This is a genomic window from Comamonas sp. SY3, assembly GCF_041730275.1.
GTDB lineage: Bacteria > Pseudomonadota > Gammaproteobacteria > Burkholderiales > Burkholderiaceae_C > Comamonas > Comamonas sediminis.
This window is the reverse complement of record NZ_JBGTYN010000004.1, coordinates 185829-211958: the sequence shown is the minus strand read 5'-3', so window position 1 is coordinate 211958 and position 26130 is coordinate 185829. Positions and strand designations below refer to the sequence as shown.

Below are 26130 nucleotides of genomic sequence, written 5' to 3'. Positions count from 1 at the left end.
ACGCTGCCTTTGCACAATCCCCCCTTTTGCGCCGCGCAGCCCTGCTGCGACTGGCGGGTTTTTGAAAGCGGATATGGGCGTGAGCAAATTGGGCCAGTGGCGAGTCTTGGGCGTGGCGATGGCCTCGATGTGTGTGGTGGCCGGTGCCAGTGCTGCAGGCGCAGCCAGCGCCCCCAGCGGTGCTCCCATCCGTATCGGCCTGCTGGCGCCGCTGACCGGATCGGGCGGCGCCTATGGCAAGGAAGAGGAAACGGCCGCCAAGGCCGCCGCTGCCCATATCAATGCCCATGGCGGTGTGCTGGGCCGGCCCTTGGAGATCGTGGTGGCCGATGACGAGACCACACCGACCGCCGGGGTGTCCGCCGCGCGCAAGCTGATCGATGTGGATGGCGTGGTGGCGATCACCGGCGTGTGGAGCAGTGCCGTGGCGCTGGCCGTGCGCCCGGTGGCGCTGGAGAAAAGCGTGGCCTTGCTGCCCGTGGGTTCGGCCGATGAGCTGACCGAAGGTGACAACAAGGGCCTGGTCTGGCGCTTCCAGACCAATGGCAAGAACTGGGGCCAGGCCTTTGCCAATGTGGCCTACAAGGATGGCGCCAGGACGGCCTCCATCCTGGTGCTGCAGACGCCCTTCACGCTCAGCACCGTCAAGCCCTTTGCCGACCGCTTTGCGCAGCAGGGCGGCAAGGTGCTCGACACCCTCTACTTCAACCCCAACCAGCCCTCGTACCGGGCCGAGGTGGAAAAGATCTTCAGCAAGAAGCCCGATGCGGTCTTCCTGCCCAGCTATATCCCCGAGTTCAGCGCCATCGTGCGCGAGATTTACCGCAGCGGCTACGAAAGCAAGCTCTACACCTTCAGCCATGCGGCCGACAGCGGCGGCAAGTTTGTGCAGAACGTGGGCAAGGCCGCCGCAGAGGGCGTGAACCATGTGCAGGCCACGCCGGTGGGCAACAACGCCAGCTACCAGCTCTACCTGAAGCAGACCCAGCAGCCCGAAGGCACGATCGTCGCGTTTGGCGCCAATGTGTTCGACGAGATCAATGTGCTGGCGCTGGCCATCGAAAAGGCCAAGAGTGCCAAGGCAGCCGACTTCAGCAAGGAAATCGCCAACGTGGTCAACACCAAGGGCCCCGATGTGCACGACCCTGTGCAGGGCCTGCAACTGATCCGCGCAGGCAAGCCTTTCCGCTACTCCGGCGCGACGGCGGACTTCCGCTTTGCGCCCAATGGCGACCAGGTGGACCTGGACTATGGCCACTACCGCGTGCTCAATGGCGTGAGCAAGCTGGTGGGCACCACCAAATGAGCCTGCAGACAGACGATCTGCTCACGGTTCAGGATGTTCATGTAGGTTTCGGCGAATTCACCGCCCTCGACGGTGCCCACCTGCGCATTGCGCGCGGTGGCATCACCGGCATGGTGGGGCCCAATGGCGCGGGCAAGTCCACGTTATTCAATGTGCTGGGCGGCCAGCAGGCGCACCAGGGCGGCCGGGTGCTGTTCGACGGGCAGGACATCACGCACTGGTCCGTGCACCGCCGCGCCCAGGCCGGCCTCACACGTACCTTTCAGATATCGCGCGAGATGGGCGCGCTCACCGTGCTGGAAAACCTGCTGCTCGCCGCCCCCCGGCAGCCCGGAGAAAAGCTCTGGCATGCGCTGCTGAACACCGCTGCCGCGCGCCAGCATGAAGCCCAGGCCATGGCGCAGGCGCAGGCCCTGCTCGAGCGCGTGGGCCTGTGGCGCCTGGCGCATGAGCGGGCCGACAGCCTCTCGGGCGGCCAGAAGAAACTGCTGGAGCTCTGCCGCGCGCTGATGCTCAAGCCCCGGCTGGTGCTGCTCGATGAGCCGGCAGCCGGTGTCAACCCGGTGCTGGTCGGCGAGATTGCGGACTTTATCCGCAGCCTGCAGGCCGAGGGCATGAGCTTTGCCATCGTGGAACACAACATGGACATGATTGCCGCCCTCTGCGACCCGGTGTATGTGCTGGCGCAGGGCAAGGTGCTGACCCAGGGCAGCTTTGCGCAGGTCTCTGCCCATGCGCAGGTGGTCGAAGCCTACCTCGGAGGTGTGGCATGAGCGCCGAACTGCGTCTGGACAATATCGTGGCCGGCTACGGCGCGCGCGCCGTGCTGCATGGCGTGAGCCTGGATGTCGCACCCGGCTCCAGCCAGGTGGTGGTCGGCCCCAACGGCTCGGGCAAATCCACCTTGATGCGCGTGGTCACCGGGCTGATCCGCCCGCAGTCGGGCCGCGTGCTCTGGGACGGCCGCGACATCACCGCCATCGACGCACCGGGCCGCGCGCGCCTGGGGCTGGGCTATGTGCCGCAGGAGGCCAATGTGTTCCGCAACCTCTCGGTGCTGGACAACCTCAAGCTCGGCCATGAGTTCATCGCCAGCGGTGGCGCCAAGGCCTTGCGCCAGCGGCTCGATGCGGTGCTGGCGCTGTTTCCCGAGATCGTTCCCAAGCTGAACGTGGCGGCCGGCTTGCTCAGCGGCGGCCAGCGGCAGATGGTGGCGATGGGCGCGTCGCTGATGCCCTCGCCCCGGCTGCTGGCGCTCGACGAGCCCTCGGCAGGTCTGTCGCCTTTGAATGCATCGCGCCTGTTTGAGGTGGTGCAGCGCGTGGCGCAAACCGGCGTCACCCTGTTCATGATCGAGCAGAACACCCGCCTGGGTCTGGCCGCTGCGGACCAGGGCCTGGTGCTGGTGGCCGGACAGGTCAGGGCGCGCGCGCCCAGCCAGGAGCTGCTGGCCAACGGCCAACTTCAAAGTCTTTATCTGGGGGCGCACTGATGCTGGCGCAGCTCATCTTCAACGGCCTGGTCTCGGGCCTGCTCATTGCGTTGCCGGCGCTGTCGCTGGCCTTGATTTTCAGCGTGCTGCGCTTTGCCAACTACGCCATTGGCGCGATGGTGACCACCGGCGCCTACCTGGTCTATGCCTTCAACGGCCCGCTGAACTGGCCCTTGCCGCTGGCAGTGGCTGCCGGCATGGCCCTCAGCATTGCGCTGGCGCTGCTGCTCGACAGGCTGGTGTTTGCGCCGCTGCGTGGGCGCTCGGGCGTCACCTTGCTGGTGGCCTCGATCGGCCTGGGCCTGGTGCTGGAGAACCTGGTGCGCCTGGTCGCCGGCAATGCGCCGCGCGGCTTTGGTGTCGAGATCGCCCGGCCCGCACGTCTGCTCGGTCTGCGCGTCAACCAGGAGCAGCTCATCACCCTGGCCTGCGTGCTGGCAGCGCTGGCGCTGGTGTGGCTGGTGTTCCGCTTCTCGCGCCTGGGCCGGGCAATGCAGGCCGTGGCCGACAACCCCGATCTGGCGGATGTGCGCGGGATCTCGCGCAAAAAGGTGACGGCCGCCGTCTGGGCGCTGGCCGCCGCGATGGCGACCTTGTCGGGTGTGCTGATCGGCCTGGATTCGAATGTGGACCCGCAGATGGGTTGGAACTACCTGCTGCCGGTCTTCACCGCCGCGATCCTGGGCGGCATCGGCAGCCCGATGGCGGCAGTAGCCGGCGCGCTGCTGCTGGGGGTGACCGAAGAGCTGGCGACCCTGTTCCTGGCGCCCCACTACCGCACGGTGGTGGCCTTTGTGGTCATGGCCTTGTTACTGCTGCTGCGGCCGCACGGCCTGTTTGGCGCCAAGTGGGTGCGCAAATGACAAGCTATCTGATTGCAACCCTGGTGCTGGTGGTCATTGCCACCTTGTCGGGCCTGGCGCTGAACCTGCAATGGGGCCTGGGCGGCCTGGTCAATTTTGGCCTGTTCGGCTTTTACATGCTGGGCGCCTATGCCTGCAGCCTGCTGGAGATGCAGGGTGTGCCGCCTCTCACCGCCATGCTGCTGGCGCTGCTGCTGACGGCAGCGGCCAGTGCGCTGGTCAGCCTGATCTCGGTGCGGCTGAGCGAGGACTACCTGGCCATCGTCACCCTGGGCTTTGCCGAATCGCTGCGGCTCTTCATCAGCTACGAGGAGTGGCTGACCCGGGGCACCCTGGGCATCCCCAACATCGTGCGGCCGTTTGCCGACCTGGTGCCCACGGCCTGGCGGGACCTGTTCTTTCTGGGCTTCTGCCTGGTCTGGCTGGCGCTGGTGTTTGTGGTGCTGCAGCGCCTGGCGCGCTCGCCCTTCGGCCGCCTGCTGCGTGCCACGCGCGAGGACGCGGGCGTGGCCGAGGCACTGGGCAAGAACGTGCTCTGGGTGCGGGCGCGCAGCTTTGCGCTGGGCGGCGCCATCCTGGGCATTGCCGGCAGCCTGCACGCGTTCTACTACACCTATATCGACCCGACCCAGTTCACCACCATCCTGACCGCCTATGCCTTCATGGCGGTGATCCTGGGCGGGCGCGGCAGCCATGCCGGCGTGCTCGTTGCCGGCTTCACGGTGATCCTGCTGCTCGAGGGCAGCCGCATGCTGGCCGGCGTCATCCCCTGGCTCGATGGCGCGCAGCTGGCCGCCATCCGCCTGTCGCTGGTCGGCGTGCTGCTGCTGGCGATGCTGATCTTCAAACCCAACGGCTTGCTGCCGGAATACCGGCTGGGCCCCCGCTCTCAAGGAACCTCACCATGACCCGAATCACCCGCAAATCCCGCGACGACCTGCCCGCTGCAGAGCAACCGCTGTGGGACCGCATGCTGGCCGCTGGCGATTTTGCCGACCAGGCCGGCGTCATGGCGCAGCGCCTGCCGATCTTCTCGCAGACCTGGGCGCTGTTGCTGCAGCTGGGCCAGGAGGCGGTGCTGCCCAAGCGCTACACCGAGCTGGCCATCGTCACCGTCTCGCTGCTCAACGAATGCGAGTACTGCATCGACCACCACGGCCCCAAGCTGCAGGTCGAAGGCCTGTCGGCGGACGGCGTGCGAACGCTGCTGGACTACGCCAGCCACCCCGAGCTGAACGAGGTGGACCGCCTGGTGGTCGAGTACGCGATCGCGGTGACCCGGAACTGGAGCCAGACGCGCGACGAGATCTTTGTGCGCCTGCACCAGCACTTCAGCGAAGCGCAGATTGTCGAGCTGACCTGGCGCACCGCGCTGTGCGGCGCCTTCAACCGCTTCAACGACATCCTGCAAGTGCAGACCGCGCCCCTGGCCAGCCCGGCAGCCAGCGAAACCGCCGCACAGGCCTGAGCACCGGAAGCACCGTGACGGATCCCATCGCATGAGCAGACAGCCCCGGCGTGAACTGCGCCTCAACAGCTTCCAGATGGCTGCGCCCTCCCACAACTGGGCGGGCCTGTGGAAGCACCCGCGCGACAACCAGGCGCAATACCACCAGTTGCGCTACTGGGCGGATATGGCCCGCACCGCAGAGCGGGGCCTGCTCGACGGCATCTTCATTGCCGATGTGTTCGGCATCTACGACGTCTACGCAGGCAATGCCGATGCGGCCCTGGCGGCCGGCGCCCAGTCCCCGCAGCTGGACCCGACGATGCTCATCTCGGCGATGGCGCTGGTGACCGAGCACATCGGTTTTGGCGTGACATCGAGCCTGAGCAACGACCACCCCTTCTCCTTTGCGCGGCGCTTCAGCACCCTGGACCACCTGACCCATGGCCGCCTGGGCTGGAACATCGTCACCGGCTACCTGGAGAGCGGCGCGCGCGGCCTGGGGCGCGACAGCCTGCGCGACCATGACGAGCGCTACGAGGTGGCCGAAGACTTCATGGCCGCGATCTACCAGCTCTGGGAAGGCAGCTGGGAGGCCGGTGCTGCCGTGCGCGACAAGGACAGCGGCGTGTTCACCCACCCGGAGCGCGTGCATGCGGTGGCGCATGACGGCCCCTACTACCGCGTGCATGGCCGGGCACTGGCCGAACCCTCACCCCAGCGCACCCCCCTGCTGTACCAGGCCGGCAGCTCCGCGCGCGGCCAGCAGTTTGCCGGCCGCCATGCCGAGGCCTGCTTTATCAACGGCCCCACACCCGCAGCAGCAGCCAAGTCGGTGAAGGCCTTGCGCGATTCGGCACGCGACGCCGACCGCGATCCCTACGATCTGCTCGCCCTGCTGGGCGCCACCGTGATCGTTGCGCCCACCAACGCCGAGGCCCAGGACCTGCGCGACGAGTACCGCCGCTACCTGGACAGTGCCGGCCAGCTGGCGCTGGTCTCGGGCTGGACCGGCATGGACCTGTCCCGGCTCGCCCTGGACGATGTGCTGCCCTTCGCAAAGACCAATGCCATCCAGTCCACCGTGGAGCACCTGACCCGCAACACGCCACAGCCGCCCAAGGTGCGCGATCTGCTCGATTTCAGCCCGGTCGGTGCGCGGGCGCCGGTCTTCATCGGCTCGCCGGCCGATGTCGCCGACCAGATGGCCCACTGGGTCGCCGAGAGCGATATCGATGGCTTCAACCTCGTGCGCACCGTCATGCCCGAGAGCCTGGATGCCATCGTCGACCTGCTGATCCCCGAGTTGCAAAACCGGGGCATGTTCAAGACGCGCTATGCGCAAGGGACCTTGCGCGAAAAGCTGTTCCCCGCAGGGGGCAAGCTGCTGCCGGCCAGCCACCCGGGGGCTGCTTACCGGCGTTGATTTTTGCAGTGCAATGGGGCTTGGCACTTCAGCGCAGAAGCATGCGCCGAGGCGCAGCAAACACAACCATGGGCGCGCGAGAGACCACCATGGGGCAAAGATGGCACTCGGCATACGAGCTAAGAGCGAGCGGCCTTGGTATTGGCGTCGATGGCCGCAGCGATGTCTCTCGCTTTGGTTGTACTGATGATGCCCTGGTAGCCGCCCACCCGAGCCAGAAACATTGACGCCTCCTGCGCCACTCGGTCAATGGTGGTATCGACCTCGATGCTGCTCAACTGCGCCTCCGCCCCCAAACGCTGGAGATGCGAGCGCCTGATGGTCAAAGCTTCCCCCGCCACATCCATCTGGTGGTAGCCGTTAGGTCCCCTGTTGAAGGTGAGGTCGTACGCGGGTGAAAGCTTCCAGGTGCCGTCCTGGCGCATTCGATAGGAGAAATTCTTCCCGTGGTCGTCGCGGTTGTTAAAAATGACATTGAACACCGCACGCTCAAACGCCTTGTGGACCTCCCGCACATCCTTGGTGAAGATCCTTGTGGCCTGGATGAGCGCACTGTAGCCAATGCTTGCGGGTTGCCGAAAATCTGCCCCCACGAAGGCCGCGAGCGTATGAATGGGGACCTTATGACCCCCTTCCCTGTCAAATCGCTGGATGCCGAAGGCCGACAGATCTCCGCCCAAGTCCATCCACAGGGTTTCAGGCACATCTATCCCACAGCGACGTGCTGACTTGCAATAGAGGTCCTCTATCGCGCAAACCTCGCTGGGCTCATGCATGGCGGGGAACTTGACCAGCCAGGGGCTGCCCTCTTGCATGGGTACGGTGCTTGCTCTTTGATGCTTCGTGTCGATGTACACCAGTGCCTTGGGTCGCGCTCCGTGGGGAGAGCCGCCCACCAGCGCAAGCTGCTTCAGAAGCGCTGTGTCCTTGTCCTCCAAGACAAGCTGCACTTCTCGCGCCAATTGCTCCAAGGGGATAGGTGCCGCCTCTGACGCATCCAGGCCGCTCGCCGGCTCGAAGGCCATTGCGCCCATGGCTGTGTTTCCGATGTAAGCCAGCCGGTCCAGGACCGACAGCTTAGAAGGCTCCAGCCCCCGCTGGCGGAAGAGCCTGTCCATCAGCAGCAAGCCCCAGCCATCTGGCAAGGAATCGTAGGCGGGCCCGGGAAGTCCCATTTGGTGCTGAAACAGCACTTTGGAGAAATCCCTCCCCCGCTGTAACGGCAGCAGATACGGAGATAGCTCAAGCCCGCGCTGAAAAGCCGCCTCGGTGTACTCGAAGATAACGGGACTGCGAAGGTCGGCGGCACCCAAGGTGGCCCAGTGGAAGCGCTCTCCCCAGCCTTCGTAGAACACATTAATCTTTTGCACCATAGGATCCTTTCGGATGTCGGACGCGAAGCGGCAGCGCGGCAGCTTTTTCAAGCTCGGCAATCGTCCGTGGTTGGTAGACGAACAGGTTCTCTAACTGTATGGCGAGGCCAAGCACTTGTACAACCGCGATGACCGTCTCAAAGGAAACGTTTTTTCCCGTCTCCAGGTTCAGCACGGTCGCTTTTGACACGCCTACCCGGCTGGCGAGCTCGGCTTGGGTGAAGCCCTGGGCAATGCGATGCTTGCGCAAGCGCCCTGCGAGTTCAGCAGCGATTTGTGCCGGAGCATAAAGCCCAAGATTCATTATTTTTCTCTTTAAGTACAATAATGACGTTTAAGACCTAATATTTTAAGTTTTATACTCAAACCAGTCAAACATCGACCCGGCCATGTTTCCAGTGGCCGAGGTTGGGCAGAACCGGGGGCGCTGCTGGGTCATCACAGGCTTTTGCAACCTGAACAAAGGCTGCTTCCACAGATAAAACAACCCCCATCGCCCGGCAAAGAGCGATGGGGGTTGCTACATCAGCGCACTAAGCCGCTTCAGGCTTCCGGCATCAGCGGCTCGCCCAGGTTCAGCATCAGGCGGTTGGCCCAGGCAAAGATCGCGTCCGAATGCAGCAGGTCCAGCACCTCGCCGTCGTTCAGGCCCTCGGCCTTGAGCGCGTCGATGTCGGCGGCGTTGATGGCGGCGGGCTGCTCGGTGATCTTGATCGAGAACTGCACGATGGCCTTTTCACGCGCGGTGGTGCCGGCGGTGGCAGGCTGCTCGAACACCTGGGCAATGGTGTCGCTGCGCTTGGCCAGCTGCTCGAAGCGCTGCGCATGGACCGAGGCGCAGTAGACGCAGCCGTTGATGCGCGATACCACCGTGGAGCCCAGCTCGCGCTCGGCACGCGAGAGGCCGCCGGGCGCATACATGATGGCGTTGAAGGCCGTGGAGCGCTCGCGCAGGATCTGCGGCTGGTGCACCAGGAACAGGTAGTAGTCCGAGGTCTTGGCCTTGGGGTGGCTCTCTTCCAGCACGGCCATCTGGTCGGGCGTGGCCTGGTCGAGCTGGACCACATCGAGCCAGGCCTTCCACTCCAGCGATTCGTTGGTGAAGCCGTGGGCGCGGATGACCTGGGCGGGTTGGAATGCGGCGGGCGTGCTCATGCGGTGGCCTCCTCGGATGCTTTCATGGCTTGCAGGCCGGCCACAAGGCGGACCTGATACGAAAGAAACGCGATCAGCTGCGACAGCGCCACGACGGCTGGCGTGCTGATGCCTGCGGCTGGCAGGGTTTCCAGCGCGGCCTTGTCGCCGTCGATCGGGTTTTCGATCAGGGTGCGGGTAAAGGCCAGCATGGCCGCCAGGCGCGGGTCTTGCGCATCCTGGGGTTGGCCGGTCTCGGCCACGGCGATCAGTGCGGCATCCACCGGCAGCTGCTGCAAGCGTTCGCGGTAGTGGGCAACCAGCTCGGGGGCGGGGGTCAGGCGGCAGGCATAGAGCGCGACCAGCAGGCGCTCGGCCAGGCTGATGCCCGGCAGCGCCGGGTCAAACAGGGCCTGGTAGCTGCCCTGGGTGGCAGCCACCACCTTTTCACGCTGGTGGCGGGCCGCGTAGGTGCGGCTGCCCGGTGCCAGACCGACCAGCCGGTCGATCAGGTCATCGCTGGGGGATGTGGACATGCAAGACTCCTTGGTTATGTTTTTGCAGCGCCGGCATGGGCCGCCACCGCACGTGCTAGAAACTGCAGCACGCCCTGCCAGGACGCGGCATCGGCATGGGCGTTGTCGGCCGGGTTGCCGCCGCCGGTGCTGACCTTGCCCGAGACCGGGTGCGCATAGACCAGCTGCGTGGTCGGCACATAGGGGAACAGGATGGCGTGGCCGGCGCGCTCGAAGTCCAGCCACTGCACATCATGCGGGTGCTGCACCTCGGCGAGCTTGTCGCGCACCATCTGCGAATACACGCTCGACGGCCAGGAGCCATCGTCGGTGGCCGACAGCAGCATCACCGGGCCCTGGATGCGCTCCACCGGGATGCGCGCACGCGCGACGGCCTCGGCATCGAGCAAGGCGGTGCGCATCGCGCGCTCATGGCGGTGGGGCGATGGGCCTTCGTCAAACGGGGCCCAGCTGGCGGTGCGGTTGTTTTCCCAGATGTGGGTCAGCGGCTGACCGTCCAGCAGCCAGGTCGGGCCTTCGCGGCCCACCTGCGGGTCGCAGGCGTTCTGGCCGCTGTGCACAAAGGCGCTGGGCACATAGCCCACCACGGCCGATACCTGCTGCGCAAAGGTCGCCCCGAGCAACAGCACCAGTTCACCGCCGCGCGACTGGCCGCTGAGCGCGACAAAGTCATGCGCCGGTTGCACCGTGCGGCGCAGCCATTGCAGGCCTTTTTCAAAATACTCCAACGGGGTGTTGGAGATGTAGGGCGACAGCCCCGGCGCCTTGAAATACGCCAGTGCAAAGGCCGCATAGCCGTGCGATGCATAGAGCGCGGCGCGCGGCTCGTTGATGCCGCCGCCCGAGCCATTGACGATCATCACCGCCGGGTGCGGACCGGGGCCGGCGGGCAGGTACAGGGTGCCGACCAGGCCGTCCTCGCGCACCTCGCGGCGGGTCACGCCGGGCGCAGCGAGCTGCTGGCTGAAGCGGGCCTGCGCCTGCGCAGTGCCAGAACTGGCCTGCAAGGTCGTTACCAGCGCATCGGTCACCGGCTGGTTGAACAGCTCGCGGCTGGAGGATTGCACCGGGCTTTGCGACCAGACCAGACCCATGCCATCGACCCCGGCATAGCTGCCGGAGACGGGGGCATCGCGGTTTAGATCCACGGTCCCCTGCGCATCGGCGATGAAGCGCGCCTGCGCGCGCCACAGCACACCACTGCGCGGGGTCTCGGCACGGATCTCTACCGCCTCACCGGGCTGGGCGCCTTCGATACGGATGTGGCGTGCCACATCGATCAGCGCGTCCGCCTGGTCAACCGTGATGGACAGCTGGGCCATCAGGGTGCCACCTTGGTCACCATCGATGCGGTGGTGCGGTCGCTGCTGAACGGGGTGACCTTCAGGCCCTTCTTCGCGGCCCAGATATTGCGGTAGTGGAACAGCGGGATGATGCCCACATCATCGGACACCACCTTGGCCGACTGGCGCAGAATGCTCTCGCGCTTGGCCATGTCGAACTCTTCGGTGGATTCGGTCAGCGCCTTGTCCACCGCCGGGTTGCTGTAGTGGCCCCAGTTGGAAGCGCCCAGGCCCTTCTTGGCATCGACCGTGGCCAGCACGTTCACCAGCGCATAGCTGGCCTCGCCGGTGCCATTGCCCCAGGCGAGCATGCTCATCGCATATTCGTTCTTGTTGGCGCGGCCCGAGTACACGGCCCATGGCACCACCTCCACCTGGGTCTTGACGCCAATGCGGGTCCAGAACTGGGCCACCACCTGGGCCGTTTCCGGGCCTTGCGGGTAGCGGTCGTTGGGCACATGCATGGTCAGCTTGAAGCCTTCGGGGAAACCGGCATCAGCCAGCAGCTTCTTGGCCTTGGCAGCATCAAACGGAATGTTCTTGATGTCGGGGTTGTAGCCATAGGTGTTCTTGGGCATCCACTGGTTGGCCTCGGTGGCTGCGTCCTGCAGGATGCGGTCCACGATGGCGCCGCGGTTTATCGCCAGGTTCAGCGCCTCACGCACGCGCTGGTCCAGCAGCGGGTTCTTGGGCAAAGGCTTGCCAGCGTTGTCGGTGATGAAGGCATTGGGCGCCGGGTTGAAGCTCGGTTGCAGCAGCATCACACGCAGGCCGTCGTAGGGGTAGACGGTGACGTTGGGCGCGTTCTTCAGGCGCGCCAGGTCGGAGACCGAGACCTTGTCGATCACGTCCACATCGCCTGCCAGCAGCGCGGCGGTGCGCGATGCGGCATTGTTGATGTAGCGGTAGTTGACCTTCTCCCAGATCGGCTTGTCACCCCAGTAGCCATCGTTGCGCTGCATCACCACGCGGTCGCCCGGCGTGTAGGACACCCATTTGTAGGGGCCCGAGCCAACCATGGCCTTGCCCGCGTTGTAGTCTTCGGTGGCCGATTTCTCGCCCACATGCTTGCTGACGATGTGCACCGAAGCCAGGTTCAGCGGCAGATCGGGGTTGGGGATATTGGTCTTGATGATCAGCGTGTGCGGGTCCTTGGCGGTCACCGATTCGACGGTACGCAGGTAGCCGGCAAAGGTGGCCACGCTGCCGGGCACGGCGCGCGCGCGCTGGTAGGAGTAGATGACGTCTTCGGCGCTGAAGGCCTTGCCGTCCTGCCACTTCACATCGGTGCGCAGCTTGAACTCCCAGGTCTTGGGGTCCAGGTTCTTCCAGCTGGCGGCCAGGCCAGGCTGCAGCTTGTTGTAGTTGTTCTGGACCAGCAGGTCCCAGAAGTGCAGGTCCACCGAGCGGTCGCCGGCGTGGTTGTTGAGCTGGGGGTCCATCGACGAGACCGGGTCGGCAAAGCCGATGTTCAAGGTCTGCGCATGGGCAGCCAGGCCAGCGCCCATCAGGGCAGCGGTGAGGGAAGAGACGATGATGCGTTTCATGGCGAACTCCTGGTGAAACTGTGAAAACGGTGCAAAGAATGCGGATAAAAGGTGGCGCTCAGCTGAGCGTTCAGGCGTCGTTCAAATGGCAGGCGCTTTGGTGCTGGATGGCGATGCCCTTGAGCTGGGGCGCCTCCACCGTGCAGCGCGGCATCGCACGCGGACAGCGCGGATGGAAGTGGCAGCCGCTGGGAGGGTTCAGCGGGCTGGGGATTTCACCCTGGATGGCCGAGTAGGTCTTGTGGCGGGCGTTCATGTTGGGCACCTCGGCCAGCAAGGCCTGGGTATAGGGGTGGTTGGGCCGGGCAAACAGCTCTTCGACCGGCGCAGTCTCGATCACGCGGCCCAGGTACATCACCACCACCCGGTCGCAGATGTGCTCGACGACGCCCAGGTCATGGCTGATGAACAGATAGGTCAGGTGCAGCTGCTCGCGCAGGTCCATGAACAGGTTCAGGATCTGCGCCTGGATCGACACATCGAGCGCGGCCACCGCCTCATCGCAGACCAGCATGTGCGGCTGCACCGCCAGTGCGCGGGCAATGCCGATGCGCTGGCGCTGGCCGCCGCTGAACTGGTGCGGGTAGCGGCTGCGCAAAGCGGGGTCGAGCCCGGCGCGCTCCATCTGCGCGCAGACATAGTCATCAAAACCGGCCTGGTCCACCAGGCCATGGATGCGGGCCGCCTCGCCAACGATCTCGTCCACGCGCAGGCGCGGGTTCAAGCTGGCGTACGGGTCCTGGAAGATCATCTGGATGCGCAGGCGCTCGGCATGGCGCTCGGCCGGCGTGAGCGCAGCCAGCGGTTTGCCGGAAAAGCGCACTTCGCCATCGGACGGTGGCAACAGCCCGGCCGCCATGCGGCCCAGGGTGGACTTGCCGCAACCGGATTCGCCGACCAGGCCCACCACCTCACCGGGGCGCACCAGCAGATCGACCTGGTCGACCGCACGGGTCACCGGGTGGGGCTTTTCCAGCCCCAGGCTTTGCAGCAGGCGGCCGCCCAGGCCGGGCTTGTGCTCGCCAAAGCGCTTGCTGACCTGGCGCAGCTCGACGACCGGGGTGACTGCTGCGCTGTCCGCTGGGGTGTTCATCATCTCGTTCATGGGCGGGCCTCCAGGCCTTGCGGCGCGGTGGTACCCAGGTTGCTGGGGGCGCTGGCGGCCAGCGCCGGGTGGAAGCAGCGCACCAGGCGGCCGGGCAGCGGCTCGGTCTGCTCGGGCTGGGCCTGGCAGGCAGCGGTGGCGCGGGCGCAGCGGGCGGCAAAGGCACAGCCCGGCGGCAGCTGCAGCATATTGGGCGTCATTCCGGGAATCTGCTGCAGGCGGCTGCCGCGCCGGTTGTTGGCCGGCAGGCTGCCGATGAGGCCGGCGGTATAGGGGTGCAGCGGGCTGTCCAGCACGGCATCGACGCCGCCTTGCTCGACGATGCGGCCGGCATACATCACGGCCACTTCGTCGGCCAGACCGGCCACCACCGACAGGTCGTGCGTGATCCAGATCAGCGAGGTGCCCTGCTGGCGCGCCAGCTTCTGCACCTCGGACAGGATCTGCGCCTGGATGGTCACATCCAGCGCCGTCGTGGGCTCGTCGGCAATGATCAGATCGGGCCGGTGCAGCATCGCCGTGGCAATGGCCACGCGCTGGCGCATGCCGCCCGACAGCTGGTGCGGGTAGGCCTGCAGGCGCTCGTCGGGGCTGGCAATGCCCATCATCGCCAGGGTCTCGCGGGCACGGTCACGTGCCTGGGCCTTGCTGGCCGAGGTATGGGCGCGCACCGCTTCGATCATCTGCGTGTCCACGCGCAACACGGGGTTGAGCGTCATCATCGGGTCCTGGAAGATCATCGCGATGCGGTTGCCCTGCAGCTGGCGCAGCTCGCGCGGCTTGATCTTGGTGATGTCGCGGCCCTGGAACAGCACCTCACCGCCAGTCACGCGGCCCGGTGCATCGACCAGGCCCATGATGGAAAAACCGGTGACGGACTTACCCGAGCCGGACTCGCCGACCAGGCCCAGGATGCGGCCGCGCTCCAGGGTGAAGGACACATCGTTGACCGCGCGCAGGGTGCCGGCGCGGGTCGCAAACTCGGTGCGCAGATGGCGCACCTGCAAGGTGGGCACGCTGCTCATCGGGTGTTCCTCGGGTTCAGGACATCGCGCAGGCGGTCGCCCACCAGGTTGATCGCCACGATGGTGACCAACAGCGCAATGCCGGGGTAAAAACTGATCCAGTACTGGCCCGAGAGCATGAACTGGTAGCCGTTGGAGATCAGCAGGCCCAGCGAAGGCTCGGTCACCGGCACGCCCAGGCCCAGAAAGCTCAAGGTGGCCTCCAAGGTAATGGCGCGGGCGATCTGCAGGGTGCCGATCACGATCAGCGGCGGCAGGCAGTTGGGCAGGATGTGGCGCACCATGATGCGCCAGTTGGGGATGTCCAGGCAGCGCGCCGCCTCGACATACTCGCGCCGGCGCTCGACCAGGGCCTGGCCGCGTGCGGTGCGGGCGTAGTAGGCCCATTCCAGGATCACCAGGGTCAGCACCACATTGCCCACGCCCTTGCCCAGGTAGGCGAGGATCATCATCGCCACCAGGATCGAGGGAAAGGACAGGATCAGATCGACCACGCGCATGATGATCGTGTCGGTCTTGCCACCGGCATAGGCGGCCAGCAGGCCCAGCAAGGTGCCCACAACGCCGGCAATCAGCGCCGAGCCCACGCCCACCAGCAGGCTGATGCGCAGGCCATAGAGAATCGCAGAGTACAGATCGCGGCCCTGGCCGTCGGTGCCCAGCATGTAGTGGAAGCTGTCCATGCCATTGGCCGAGCCTGGCGGCAGGCGTGCATCGAGCACGTCGAGCTGCTGCAGGTCATAGGGGTTCTGCGGCGTGATCCAGGGCGCCACCAGCGCCGCCAGAATCAGCACCACGGCGACGACAAGGCCGAACAGCGCCAGACGCGAGGCCATGAAATCCGCCACATGCGCGCGCCAGGGCGAAGGCTGGCGCAGCGCCGCTGCCGGGGCCGTGCCCACGGGGGTGTTCGCAGGGGTGTTGGTGCCGCTCATGCTGCGCCCTCCAGGCGCACGCGGGGGTCGAGCACCTTGTACAAGATATCCACGATCAGATTGAGCGTGACGAACAGGCAGACCACCACCACCAGGTAGGAGACGATGACGGGACGGTCCAGCGCATTGATGCTGTCCAGAATCAGCTTGCCGGCGCCCGGCCAGGAGAAGATGCTCTCGGTCACCACCGCAAAGGCGATGGTCGAGCCCAGCTCCAGGCCCAGCACGGTGACCAGCGGAATCATCGTATTGCGCAGCACATGCAGGCCCACCACGCGCAGCGGCGACAGGCCCTTGGCGCGGGCGAACTTCACATAGTCCAGCGGCAGCACTTCACGCACACCGGCGCGCGTCAAACGGATCACCAGCGAGATCTTGAACAGCGACAGGTTGATCGCCGGCAGCAGCATGTGGCGCAGACCGTCAGCCGTCAGAAACGACCACTGCGCGCCGAGAAACTCCACGGTCTGGCCGCGCCCGCTCGACGGCAGCATGCCCAGCGAGACGCTGAAGGTCATGATCAGCATCAGGCCGACCCAGAACGTGGGCAGTGAAAAGCCCACGATGCTGCCGGCCATGATGGATTTGGAAAACCAGCTCTCGGGGTAGAGGCCGGCCAGCAGGCCCAGCGGCACGCCCAGCACCACGGCGATGACCAGCGCGGCAATCGCCAGCTCCAGGGTGGCCGGCAGGCGCTGCAAAATCAGCTCGATCGCCGGTACGTTGTAGACAAAGCTCACGCCCAGGTTGCCCTGCAGCGCACCGCCGACAAAGCCCAGGTACTGGCGCCACAGCGGCTGGTCAAAGCCCAGCTGGGCGATGATGCGCGCGCGCTCGACCTGGTCCACGTCCTGGCCGATGAGGATATCGACCGGGTTGCCGATGGCATGCAGGCCGACGAAGACGATCACCGTCATCAAGAGCACCACCACCAGGGCCTGCGCAAGGCGGCGCAACAGCCAGCCGATCATGGTGCGTCCGCCTTGTCCAGCAACGCAGCGGTCTGGCCGGGGGGGTCGGCCGGCGTCCACTCATCGCCAAACACTTCGGGGTCGCTGAAGGCCTGCAGCTTCTCGAAGTGCCACTGCACATCTTCCGCATACAGGCGGCTGCTGATGCCCTGGGCCAGGCGCTCGGCGCCCACGCTGATCGCAGGAATATCGCCGGATACGGTGCCATGCGTCAGCGCCGCCGGATACGAGAACGCATGGATGCGCTCCAGCCCCGGGCAGGCGCCGGGAATCTTTGGCTGCAACTCGAAGGCCGGGCCCAGGTCGGGCGAGTCGGACAGCTCCTGGTCGTCCTCGCCCTCGGGGTGGCGGAAGCGGTCGCCCCAGTTGCGCACATGGGCGGCAAAGGGGGCAAATTCGCTGCGCGCATTCCAGTCGATGCGAAAGCCGGTGGAGAACACGACAAAGTCCAGGTGGAACACCCCCTTGGAGGTGTGCACGCGGATCTCGTCGCCGGTCCATTCCATGCGCTCGATCGCGCAGCCCAGGTTGAAGCGGGCATTGGCATGGCGCGAGACGCGCAAGGTGCTGCCCCGGGGCGGCGGCACCTGCTGCACATTGATGTAGTGGCGGATCTTCCATTTCCAGTCGTCAGGCAGGTGCAGATGGCCATGGGTCAGGCCCGGGCTGCCGGCGCCCTTGCCCTTGTTGACGCGCGGAATATCGCTGCGGCGGATCAGCAGATCAACGCTGGCAGCGCCGCTCTCCAGCGCCGTGGCAGCACTGTCCATCGCCGAGGCACCGGCGCCCACCACGCCGATGCGCTTGCCGGCCAGCTGGGCGTAATCGGTGCTGTCCGACGAATGGGCCCAGCGGTCACGCGGCAGGCTGCGCGCCATCTCGGGCACATAGGCGCCGCCCAGGCCGTCGCGGCCGGTGGCCAGCACCACATGGCGCGCCAGCACCTTGCGTGCGCCGTCGGGGGTCTCCAGATCGAGCTGCACCACGCCATCGGCGCCGCGCGGGCGCACGGCCAGCACCTTGTGGCCGTTGTGCACCGGCAGCGCCAGCACCTGGCGGTACCAGCGCAGGTAGTCCATCCACTGCAGGCGCGGGATCTTGTCGAGCGCCTCCCAGGCCTCCAGGCCGAACTGCGACTCGAACCAGGCGCGGAAGGTCAGCGCCGGTTTGCCCAGCGCCGGGCCGGTGAGCTGCTTGGGCGAGCGCAGGGTTTCCATGCGCGCCGTCGTCGCCCAGGGGCCTTCAAAGCCGGCAGGCGACTGGTCAAAAATCTCGGCCGGCACGCCCATGAAGCGTAGCGCCGCGCACGCGGCCAGACCCGACATGCCGCCGCCGATGATGGCAACGGGCAGTACCGGTTCGCCCTCGAGCGCGGTTTCGGGCACCCAGTCCTTGGCGGGCAGGTCCAGCCAGGCCAGGTCCTGGCGCACCCGTGCTTCGAGTGCAGCCAGCCCGGCGGGCGGCAATTGGCGGTCGTCGTTCATGCGTGGTTCTCTCAAGGTTCTTGCGCGCCAGCAGCGGGCCGCTGGCCCTCTGGCAGCATTTCTTCCAGCAGCGCGGCGTGCTCTCGCGCGTCATGCAGTACAAAGCCGGGCAGCAGCGCCTGCGCCACCTCGGTCAAGGCCTGGCACAGCGCATCCATCGCCGGCGTGCAAGGCGTGGCCTGCTGGCTGACCACGCCAAACAAAAAGGGGATGTCGGTATCGAGCGGGCGCACCACCACGCCTTGCAGCGGCAGGCCCAGCGCCGTCACCGGCTCCAGCACCGAGACACCCAGGCCCGCGCGCACCGCAGCCATCGCGTTCACCGAGGCATTGGTTTCCATGAACTGGGTCTGCCCGGGTTGCGCGCCCGGGCGGGCGGCGGCAAAGGCCTCATCGAGGCGGCCGCGCAAGCGGTACGGGTTGGCCATGGTGATGATGCGGCGCTCGGCCAGCGCGGCCAGCGGCACCACGTCCAGTGCGGCAAGCGGATCGTCCTCGGGCAGCACCGCCACGCAGGCGGCGCGGCCAATCCAGTGCACCTGCAGGCCGCGGTGCTCCAGCGGCAGGCTGCTCACGCCCAGCTGGGCGGCACCGGTCAGCACACCCTGGGCCACCTGCTCGGGCGACGCGCTGCGCAGCTGGATGTGCGAAATACTCTGCGCCATCGCGCCTTCCAGCCGCGCCAGCGCCGCAGGCACCAGGCCCGCGGCCAGCGCCGGCGTGGCCAGCAGGTTCAGCGGGCGTTGGCTGCCGCCTGCTATTTCGCGGGCGCGCTGGCGGATCTGCTGCAGGCTGTGCAGCGCATGGGCCACATCCTCGTACAGCAGAAAGCCTTGCTCATTCGGGGTGATGCGCGGTCCGTTGCGGCTGAACAGCGCATAGCCAATCTCTTGCTCCAGCTCCTGCACCAGGCGGCTGATCGCGGGCTGCGAACGGCCCAACATGCGGCCGGCGGCCGTCACGCTGCCGGTCGAGATCACGGCCGCGAAGGCCTCAAGCTGGCGAAGTTCCATGGGTATTGAATGCGAAAACCGCATTCTGAGCTATTGAGTATGCAATCTACAAATACTAAATAGACATATCCAAATAGCAGAAGCGTATTTACCCGGGTACCGGGGCGGCGGCAGCCCGCCGGCAGCGCAATGCGGACGCAAAAAAAGGGAGCTTGCGCTCCCTTTGGCTGGCTTTCGGCCTGGGTGGGCGCTGTGCCCGCTCAGAGCCCCAGCTTCCTGGCCACGTAATCGGCGTCCTTGTCGCCCCGGCCCGAGAGGTTGACGAGGATGTTCACGCCCTTGTCCAGCTGGGGCGCGATGCGCATGGCCCAGGCGACGGCATGGGCGCTTTCCAGCGCCGGGATGATGCCCTCGACCCGCGACAGGGTCATGAAGGCGTTGAGGCAGGCCTGGTCGTCCACCGCCTGGTAGTCGACCCGGCCCAGGTCCTTGAGGTAGCTGTGCTGCGGGCCCACACCGGGGTAGTCCAGGCCCGAGGCGATGGAATGCACGGCCGCAGGGCTGCCATCGGCGTTCTCCAGCACATAGCATTTCATGCCATGGATGGCACCGGGCTTGCCCACCGACAAGGTCGCGGCATGCTTGCCCGGCTGGTCCACGCCCTCGCCCGCCGGCTCGACACCGACCAGCTTGACACCGGCATCGGCCAGGAAGGCGCTGAAGATGCCCATCGCATTGGAGCCGCCACCCACGCAGGCCGCGACATAGTCGGGCAGCTTGCCATGGCGGGTCTGGAACTGCTCGCGCGCCTCGCGCCCGACGATGGACTGGAAGTCACGCACCATCTTCGGAAACGGGTGCGGGCCCACCACCGAGCCGATCGCATAGAGGTAGTTCGTCGGGTCCTTGAGGTATTCCTCAAACGCGCTGTCGACGGCTTCCTTCAACGTCGCTTGGCCAAAGGTCACCGGCACCAGCTTGCAGCCCAGGATGCGCATCTTGGTGACGTTGGGGTGCTCCTTCTCGATATCGACCTGGCCCATGTGGATCTCGCAGGGGATGCCCACCAGCGCGCAGGCGGTTGCCAAGGCCACGCCATGCTGGCCGGCGCCGGTCTCGGCGATCACCTTGGTCTTGCCCATGAACTTGGCCAGCAGCGCCTCACCCAGGCAGTGGTTGATCTTGTGTGCGCCGGTGTGGTTGAGGTCTTCGCGCTTGAGGTGGATCTGCGCTCCGCCAAGCTGCTGCGACAGGCGCCGGGCATGGAAGATGGGGCTGGGGCGGCCCACATAGTCCTGGAACAGATGCTGGAGCTCGTCCTGAAAATCCTGGCGTTGCACGATCTGCTCGTAGGCCTCGGCGATATCGTCCATCGCCTTTTTCAGATGCGGGGGCACCAGCTGGCCGCCGTAGTCACCGAAGAAACCGTTGGCATCGGGCATCTCAGCAAAGTTCATCATTGTTGTCATCTGTGGTGTCTCTGTGAACGCAAAGCTTCGTTGATACCACAGCGTCCCCGGCTACAGCTTGCAGGTTTTCCCGGTGCCACAATAGCTGCCATGAAAGCTGACGCCGTTCGTGACATCGCCCTGGCCCATGCCATCGAAACCTCGCCGCCCCATGAGGCCCTGCCCAGCGCTGCGCGCTGCGAGGCCATCACGCAGGAGGTGCTGCACACCTTGGGCAAGCCCGCCTTGGGTGGCAAGGCCGGCCAGGCCGCCTTTGCCCAGTTTTTGCAGCTGCGCGCCCAGCGCATCATCCAGGCCAGCCAGTTGCCCGCCGATGTGCGCCAGCTGTGGCAGCATGCCCCGGGCCTGGCGCGCTGGACGCCGCTGGCCATCGGCCTGCTGGCGCTGTGCCTGGGCTTTGCGAGCCACCGCATCACCGATCCGCACCGGGTCGATCTGCTGTCGCTGTCGCTGATGGGCATCGTGCTGTGGAACCTGCTGATGTATGCGGTGCTGCTGGTACGCAGCATGGTGGGCCTGGCGCGGCGCCAGCCCGCCCGGGTGGCGCTCTGGGAGCCGGCCCAGCTGCCCGTTGGCGGCCAAGACACACCCACCGCAACCGCCGACGAACACCCCGGCTGGCTGGCACGCCTGCGCGGCAAGGCCATGCCCGCGCTGCGCGGCAGCGGCCTGCGCAAGATGGCGCTGCGCTTTGAGCGCAACTGGTGGCAGGCCAGCGAAGGCGTGCGCAACGCCCAGTGGCTGCAGTGGCTGCACCTGGGTGCGGCGCTGGTGGCAGCCGGCGCACTGGCCTCGCTGTGGCTCACCGGCCTGACCAAGGAATACCAGGTCGGCTGGGAGAGCACCTTCCTGTCGGCCGCGCAGGTGCAGCACTGGCTCAACATCCTGTTTGCCCCCACCCAGTGGCTGCAGTGGACAACGCCGTGGAGCCTGGCCGACATCCAGACGCTGCAAGGCTGGGTGACCAGCAGCATGCCGGCGCAGTACCAATCGGCAGCGGCCCAGGCGCCGCAGCCCGGTGTGCTCAGCGCGCCGGTCACCTATGTGGGCGAGCGCTGGGTCTGGGCCTATACCGCCTTGCTGGGCGCCACCGTGGTGCTACCGCGATTGCTGCTGGCCCTGTGGCAGGGGCTGCGCGCACGCTGGCGCCGCCAGCACCTGCAGCTGCCGCTGAACCAGGCCTACTTTGCCCGCCTGCAGCGCGACTTTGGCGGCCTGGCCACGCGCCTGGTGCTGCTGCCTTTCAGCATCGATGTGACGCCCGAGCGCCGCGCGGCGATCGGCCACCATGCGATCAGCCTCTATGGCGCAGGCGCCCATGTGGACTGGCTGCCCACTCTGGCCTATGGCGCGGCGCTGCCCGGCATCGATGTGCCCGCAGGCGCGCAGGCAGTGCTACTGGTCAGCCTGTCGGCCACGCCCGAGGCCGAGGTACATGGCGAGCTGCTCACCCAGCTGCACAACCGCCACGGCGCCAACGGCCAGCTCTGGCTCTGGGGCAGCGATTTTGCCGCCCGCAATGCCGGCGCCCCCCGCCGCCTGCAGGAGCGCGAAGCGCTGTGGCAGGAGTTTGCCCGCCAGCATGGCATCCATGCCCAGCTGATCACCACCGGCACCTGACGAGATCCGCACGATGACCGAGACCACGAACGACCTCCAGCATTCCGCCGCACTGGCACCCGATGCCGCCGGTGCCGGCGACCAGTCGATTGCCTGGTGCCTGCTGTCGCACACCAACATCGGCAAGACCACCCTGGCCCGCACCCTGGTGGCCGAGGACATTGGCGAAGTGCAGGATGCCGCCCATGTCACCAGCCAATCGCAGCGCTATCTGCTGCAGCGCACCGAGCAAGGCGACGAACTATGGCTCTGGGACACGCCGGGCTTTGGCGATTCGGTACGGCTCTACAACCGCCTGAAGCAGCAGGGCAACCCGCTGGGCTGGTTTCTGTCGAACGTCTGGGACCGCTGGCGCGACAAGCCCTTCTACATGAGCCAGCGCGCGTTGCAGGCTGCACGCGACCATGCCGATGTGATGCTCTACCTGGTCAATGCCGCCGAAGACCCGGCCGACGCCGGTTACTGGGCCAGCGAGATGCGCATCCTGCAGTGGATGGAAAAGCCGGTGCTGGTGCTGCTCAACCAGATTGGCAGCGACACCAGCGCCGCGCAGACCGCCGCCGACCTGCAGCGCTGGCGCAGCGCGACGGCCGAGTTTGCCGGCACCGTCCGCTCGGTGCAGGTGCTCGACGCCTTTACCCGCAGCTGGTGGCATGAAAAGCAGGTGATGCAGTCCATCGCGCCGCTGCTGCCCGATGCCAAGCAGCCCGCCTACCAGCGCCTGCTGCAGAGCCGCGCCGCGCGCCAGCAGCAGCGCGAAGCGGCCAGCTTGAAGGCCCTGGCCGAGCAATTGCTGCTGGCAGCCACCGCGCAGGAGACCGTGCAGGCCAGTGACAACAAGCTCTGGCAGCGCGCCTGGAACAAGGTCAGCGGCTCGGTCGCGCAGGCGATCCGGGGCAGCGGTGCTGAGGGCGCCGAACTCAGCCCCGAGCAGACCGCCGCGATGCAGCGGCTGACCCAGGCGCTGCAGCAGGCCGACCTGGCCAGCACCCAGGCGCTGCTGGAGCTGCACCAGCTCGATGGCCAGGCGGCCAGCCAGATCCAGCAGCAGCTCAAGGATCACCTGAAAACCAGCACACCACTGGACCCGCAGACGGCCAGCCTCTGGGGTGCGCTGACAGCCGGCGCAGCCACGGGCTTGGGGGCCGACATGGTCGCCGGCGGCATGACGCTGGGCGCCGGTGCGCTGGTGGGTGCACTCGTGGGCGCCGTCACCTTTGCCGGTGCCGCCTGGAGCGCGAACAAGATGTTCGACCAGCAGGCCCAGCGCTTTCACCTGTCGCCGGAGTACCTGAGCGCGCTGACCGGCCAGTTGCTGCTCAAGTACCTGGTGATCTCGCACTTTGGCCGGGGACGCGGGCGCTACACCAGCCCCAGCGCGCCGGCGCAGTGGAGCGAGGCGGTGCAGGCTGCCGTGCAGCACCGCGCCACACAGTGGCAGCAGCAGTGGAAGGCGCTGGGCAGCCTGGCGCCCGACGCCGCCTTGAGCGACGAGGCGCGCGCCGCCCACTTGCAGGCGCTGCAGCTGCAGTTGGGTGAATGCCTGCACGAGGCGCTGGACCGCCTCTACCCCGGCATGGATCGACCGGCAACCAGTGCTGATACAAATACTCAATAAAAACAACAAATTACAAAATAACCAACGATATAAAACTTCAATTCGCATTGACCCGCTTGTTTTTTGCGCACGCCCGCCGCAGCATGGAGATGCCAGGGCCCCGCAGGCCTGGCACCCGACCAACATAAAGACAGGAGAGTTTTATGCGCAACACCTGGAAAGCCTGGATCAGCGGTATCGCGCTGTGCGGCACGGCGGCCGTCTTTGCCCAAACACCGGCAGCAGGCACGGCTCCGGCCGCCAAACCGGCACCCGCCGCCAAGGCCGCGCCAGCGACCCCCGCTGCTGCTGCAGCAGCGCCTGCAGCGGCGGCAGACAAAACCAAGACCAAGACCGCCGCCCCAGGCGGCGGTGCCGGCAAGGTCTGGGCCAATACCAATTCCAAGATCTACCACTGCCAAGGCGACCGCTACTACGGCACCACCAAGCAAGGCGAGTACATGACCCTGGCAGATGCCAAGGCCAAGGGCATCCAGCCCGCCAAGGGCAGCAAGGCCTGCAACAGCTGATCAGGCCCGCTCCAACACACTCCACCCCGCGCTCCTTGGCGGGGTTTTTTTACGCTCCGCGCCGCTGCAGCAGCCACTGCCACCAGCGCTTGCCGTAACCGGCAATGCCCTGCGGGAACAGCAAGACCAGCAACAGAATCACCGCGCCCAGCGTGGCACGCCAGTAATCGGTGTTGCGCGCCACGGCATCGTGCAGCCAGGTAAAGCTGAAGGCGCCCAGAATCGGGCCCACCAAGGTCTGCACACCGCCGAGCAGCACCATGACCAGGCCATCGACCGACTTGGCCACCGACATGGTCTCCGGCGAGATGCTGCCCTTGGAGAACGCGAACAAGGCGCCCGCCAGCCCGGCCACCGACGCGGCCAGCACAAAGCCCATCCACTGCACTTTGGCCACCGCAATGCCGATGGCCTCGGCGCGCAGCGGCGCATCGCGGCTGGCGCGCAAGGCATAGCCCAGCGGGGCATACAGCACCCGCCACAGCGCCAGCACGCCGGCGGTGGCCAGCAGCAGGGTCAGCAGGTAGAACCAGCGCTTATCCTCCAGCCAGGCAGCGGGCCAGACCCCGGTCAGGCCATTGCTGCCGCCGGTGACCGAATCCCACTGGAAGGTGGTGGCCCAGATGATCTGCGCAAAGGCCAGGGTCAGCATCGAGAAATACACGCCCGTCAGCCGCACCGCAAACCAGCCCGTGAGTACGCCGCCCAAGGCGGCCAGCAGTGGTGCCAGCAACAGCGCCCACAGCATCGGCAGGCCGGCCGCGTTCAGCAGCAGCGCCGCGCCATAGGCGCCCAGGCCAAAGAAGGCCGCATGGCCAAAGGAATGCAGGCCAGCGGGCCCCATCAGGAAATGCAGGCTGGTGGCAAACAGCGCGGCAATGACCAGGTCCACCACCAGCACCAGGGTGTAGGACTGCGCATCCACCGCCCAGGGCAGCGCCAGCAGGGCCAGCAGCACGGCGGCGCCCACCGCTTTCAAAGCGGGCGGCGGCGCACGCAGCGGTTGCTCACGCAGGCCATGGCTGCGGCTGGTGGCCTGCGGTTGGCCCAGCAGGCCCCAGGGGCGCAGCACCAGCACCACGGCCATCACCAGAAAATCAGCGGCAAGGGTGAGCTGCGGAAACGCGATGTCGATGCCGGCGATCTGCACCACGCCGAGCCAGATGCACAGCGCCTTGACGGTGGACACCAGCAGGGCCGCGACAAAGGCACCGGTGAGCGAGCCCATGCCGCCGACGACCACGACGACAAAGGCCGAGCCGATGGTCTGCAGATCGAGCTCCAACGTGGCGGGCTCGCGCGGCAGTTGCAGCGCGCCGCCCAGCCCGGCCAAGCCGGCGCCAAGCGCAAATACGGCCGTGAACAGCCAGGCCTGGCGCACGCCCAGCGCGCCGACCATTTCGCGGTCCTGCGTGGCGGCGCGCACCAGCATGCCAAAGCGGCTGCGGTGCAGCAGCAGCCAGGTGGCGCCCAGTACCAGCGGGCCGACCGCGATCAGGAACAGGTCATAGCTCGGAAAGGCGCGGCCCAGAATATCGACCGCACCGCCCAGCCCCGGCGCGCGCGGGCCCAGCAGCTCATCGGGCCCGCACAGCCAGAGCACCGCATCCTTGATCACCAGCACCAGCGCAAAGGTGGCGAGCAGCTGGAACAGCTCGGGCGCCTTGTAGATGCGGCGCAGCAGCAGCACCTCGACCAGGCCGCCCAGCAGCCCGACGGCGATGGCCGACAACGGCAGCGACAGCCAGAAACCCCAGCCACCGCCCAGCGGCGCCATGGCCTCGGCCAGCGCATAGGCCGCATACAGGCCCACCATGTAGAAGGAGCCATGCGCAAAGTTGACGATGCGGCAGACGCCAAAAATCAGCGACAGCCCGGCGGCCACCAGGAACAGCGACGAGGCGCCGGCCAGGCCGTTGAGCAGTTGTACCAGCAGACCGGAAAAACTCATGCGGCATCCTGCGCTTGTGGCCA

The 26130-nt window shown here is 66.5% G+C and carries 24 protein-coding genes; 10 read left to right on the top strand and 14 right to left on the bottom strand.

All coding sequences use genetic code 11. From position 1 onward, the window contains the following. The first annotated feature begins 79 nt into the window (after positions 1–79). The 7 genes from ACCQ08_RS07550 to ACCQ08_RS07520 are packed head-to-tail and all read left to right on the top strand — an operon-like array spanning position 80 to position 6534. Complete coding sequence (locus ACCQ08_RS07550) at positions 80–1306, top strand: ABC transporter substrate-binding protein (protein ID WP_373449370.1); 1227 nt, start codon at positions 80–82, stop codon at positions 1304–1306. Then, on the top strand, positions 1303–2079 hold the full coding sequence (locus tag ACCQ08_RS07545) for an ABC transporter ATP-binding protein (protein ID WP_312462272.1): 777 nt from the start codon (positions 1303–1305) through the stop codon (positions 2077–2079). Before ACCQ08_RS07550 ends, ACCQ08_RS07545 begins: the two co-directional genes overlap by 4 nt. After that, positions 2076–2798 (top strand): ABC transporter ATP-binding protein, encoded by a 723-nt coding sequence (locus ACCQ08_RS07540; protein ID WP_373449369.1) that lies wholly within the window; start codon positions 2076–2078, stop codon positions 2796–2798. The genes ACCQ08_RS07545 and ACCQ08_RS07540 overlap by 4 nt, the downstream gene beginning before the upstream one ends. Continuing rightward, on the top strand, positions 2798–3661 hold the full coding sequence (locus ACCQ08_RS07535) for a branched-chain amino acid ABC transporter permease (RefSeq protein ID WP_373449368.1): 864 nt from the start codon (positions 2798–2800) through the stop codon (positions 3659–3661). Before ACCQ08_RS07540 ends, ACCQ08_RS07535 begins: the two co-directional genes overlap by 1 nt. Continuing rightward, entirely contained in the window at positions 3658–4569 is a 912-nt protein-coding gene (locus ACCQ08_RS07530) for a branched-chain amino acid ABC transporter permease (RefSeq protein WP_239810193.1), read from the top strand. The genes ACCQ08_RS07535 and ACCQ08_RS07530 overlap by 4 nt, the downstream gene beginning before the upstream one ends. Continuing rightward, entirely contained in the window at positions 4566–5129 is a 564-nt protein-coding gene (locus tag ACCQ08_RS07525) for a carboxymuconolactone decarboxylase family protein (protein ID WP_373449367.1), read from the top strand. Before ACCQ08_RS07530 ends, ACCQ08_RS07525 begins: the two co-directional genes overlap by 4 nt. 31 nt (positions 5130–5160) lie before the next feature. After that, positions 5161–6534, top strand: coding sequence for an LLM class flavin-dependent oxidoreductase (locus ACCQ08_RS07520; RefSeq protein ID WP_373449366.1), 1374 nt, complete (start codon positions 5161–5163; stop codon positions 6532–6534). A gap of 119 nt (positions 6535–6653) precedes the next feature. On the opposite strand, the gene ACCQ08_RS07515 is transcribed toward ACCQ08_RS07520, so the two are convergent. The 13 genes from ACCQ08_RS07515 to trpB all read right to left on the bottom strand — a co-directional run bounded on the left by ACCQ08_RS07515 (position 6654) and on the right by trpB (position 20400). Beyond that, positions 6654–7907, bottom strand: a complete 1254-nt coding sequence (locus tag ACCQ08_RS07515) for a type II toxin-antitoxin system HipA family toxin (protein ID WP_373449365.1) — start codon at positions 7905–7907, stop codon at positions 6654–6656. Next, a complete protein-coding gene (locus ACCQ08_RS07510) occupies positions 7891–8211 on the bottom strand; it encodes a helix-turn-helix transcriptional regulator (protein WP_373449364.1) in 321 nt (106 codons plus the stop codon). Before ACCQ08_RS07510 ends, ACCQ08_RS07515 begins: the two co-directional genes overlap by 17 nt. Positions 8212–8450: 239 nt before the next feature. After that, positions 8451–9062 carry a peroxidase-related enzyme gene (locus ACCQ08_RS07505; protein ID WP_239810191.1) on the bottom strand — a complete coding sequence of 204 codons (612 nt, stop codon included), beginning with the start codon at positions 9060–9062 and terminating at the stop codon, positions 8451–8453. Beyond that, entirely contained in the window at positions 9059–9577 is a 519-nt protein-coding gene (locus tag ACCQ08_RS07500; RefSeq protein WP_312414092.1) for a CMD domain protein, read from the bottom strand. The genes ACCQ08_RS07505 and ACCQ08_RS07500 overlap by 4 nt, the downstream gene beginning before the upstream one ends. Positions 9578–9591: 14 nt before the next feature. Continuing rightward, entirely contained in the window at positions 9592–10899 is a 1308-nt protein-coding gene (locus ACCQ08_RS07495; RefSeq protein ID WP_239810189.1) for an acyl-CoA thioesterase/bile acid-CoA:amino acid N-acyltransferase family protein, read from the bottom strand. Then, a complete protein-coding gene (locus ACCQ08_RS07490; protein ID WP_312462281.1) occupies positions 10899–12467 on the bottom strand; it encodes an ABC transporter substrate-binding protein in 1569 nt (522 codons plus the stop codon). The genes ACCQ08_RS07495 and ACCQ08_RS07490 overlap by 1 nt, the downstream gene beginning before the upstream one ends. Before the next feature lie 70 nt (positions 12468–12537). Then, on the bottom strand, positions 12538–13563 hold the full coding sequence (locus tag ACCQ08_RS07485) for an ABC transporter ATP-binding protein (protein ID WP_239812812.1): 1026 nt from the start codon (positions 13561–13563) through the stop codon (positions 12538–12540). Between the two features lie 5 nt (positions 13564–13568). Continuing rightward, positions 13569–14597, bottom strand: coding sequence for an ABC transporter ATP-binding protein (locus tag ACCQ08_RS07480; RefSeq protein WP_373449363.1), 1029 nt, complete (start codon positions 14595–14597; stop codon positions 13569–13571). After that, positions 14594–15532 carry an ABC transporter permease gene (locus ACCQ08_RS07475; protein WP_133856797.1) on the bottom strand — a complete coding sequence of 313 codons (939 nt, stop codon included), beginning with the start codon at positions 15530–15532 and terminating at the stop codon, positions 14594–14596. The genes ACCQ08_RS07480 and ACCQ08_RS07475 overlap by 4 nt, the downstream gene beginning before the upstream one ends. After that, positions 15529–16503, bottom strand: a complete 975-nt coding sequence (locus ACCQ08_RS07470) for an ABC transporter permease (protein WP_239810185.1) — start codon at positions 16501–16503, stop codon at positions 15529–15531. Before ACCQ08_RS07470 ends, ACCQ08_RS07475 begins: the two co-directional genes overlap by 4 nt. After that, entirely contained in the window at positions 16500–17987 is a 1488-nt protein-coding gene (locus tag ACCQ08_RS07465; RefSeq protein WP_373449362.1) for a SidA/IucD/PvdA family monooxygenase, read from the bottom strand. Before ACCQ08_RS07465 ends, ACCQ08_RS07470 begins: the two co-directional genes overlap by 4 nt. 11 nt (positions 17988–17998) lie before the next feature. Continuing rightward, positions 17999–19000 carry a LysR family transcriptional regulator gene (locus tag ACCQ08_RS07460; protein WP_373449361.1) on the bottom strand — a complete coding sequence of 334 codons (1002 nt, stop codon included), beginning with the start codon at positions 18998–19000 and terminating at the stop codon, positions 17999–18001. Between the two features lie 200 nt (positions 19001–19200). After that, the gene (gene trpB / locus ACCQ08_RS07455; protein WP_373449360.1) at positions 19201–20400 is read right to left on the bottom strand and encodes a tryptophan synthase subunit beta; all 1200 of its coding nucleotides are present in this window, start codon (positions 20398–20400) and stop codon (positions 19201–19203) included. Positions 20401–20499: 99 nt separating this feature from the next. Between trpB and ACCQ08_RS07450 the strand changes: the two genes are divergently transcribed. The 3 genes from ACCQ08_RS07450 (at position 20500) to ACCQ08_RS07440 (ending at position 24156) form a co-directional block, all read left to right on the top strand. Further along, positions 20500–22029, top strand: a complete 1530-nt coding sequence (locus tag ACCQ08_RS07450; protein WP_373449359.1) for a DUF2868 domain-containing protein — start codon at positions 20500–20502, stop codon at positions 22027–22029. Positions 22030–22042: 13 nt separating this feature from the next. Further along, positions 22043–23647 (top strand): DUF3482 domain-containing protein, encoded by a 1605-nt coding sequence (locus ACCQ08_RS07445; protein WP_373449358.1) that lies wholly within the window; start codon positions 22043–22045, stop codon positions 23645–23647. A gap of 143 nt (positions 23648–23790) precedes the next feature. Further along, a complete protein-coding gene (locus ACCQ08_RS07440; RefSeq protein ID WP_373449357.1) occupies positions 23791–24156 on the top strand; it encodes a signal protein in 366 nt (121 codons plus the stop codon). A 49-nt stretch (positions 24157–24205) separates the two neighbouring features. On the opposite strand, the gene ACCQ08_RS07435 is transcribed toward ACCQ08_RS07440, so the two are convergent. After that, positions 24206–26107, bottom strand: coding sequence for an ABC transporter permease (locus ACCQ08_RS07435; protein ID WP_373449356.1), 1902 nt, complete (start codon positions 26105–26107; stop codon positions 24206–24208). Positions 26108–26130: the final 23 nt, after the last annotated feature.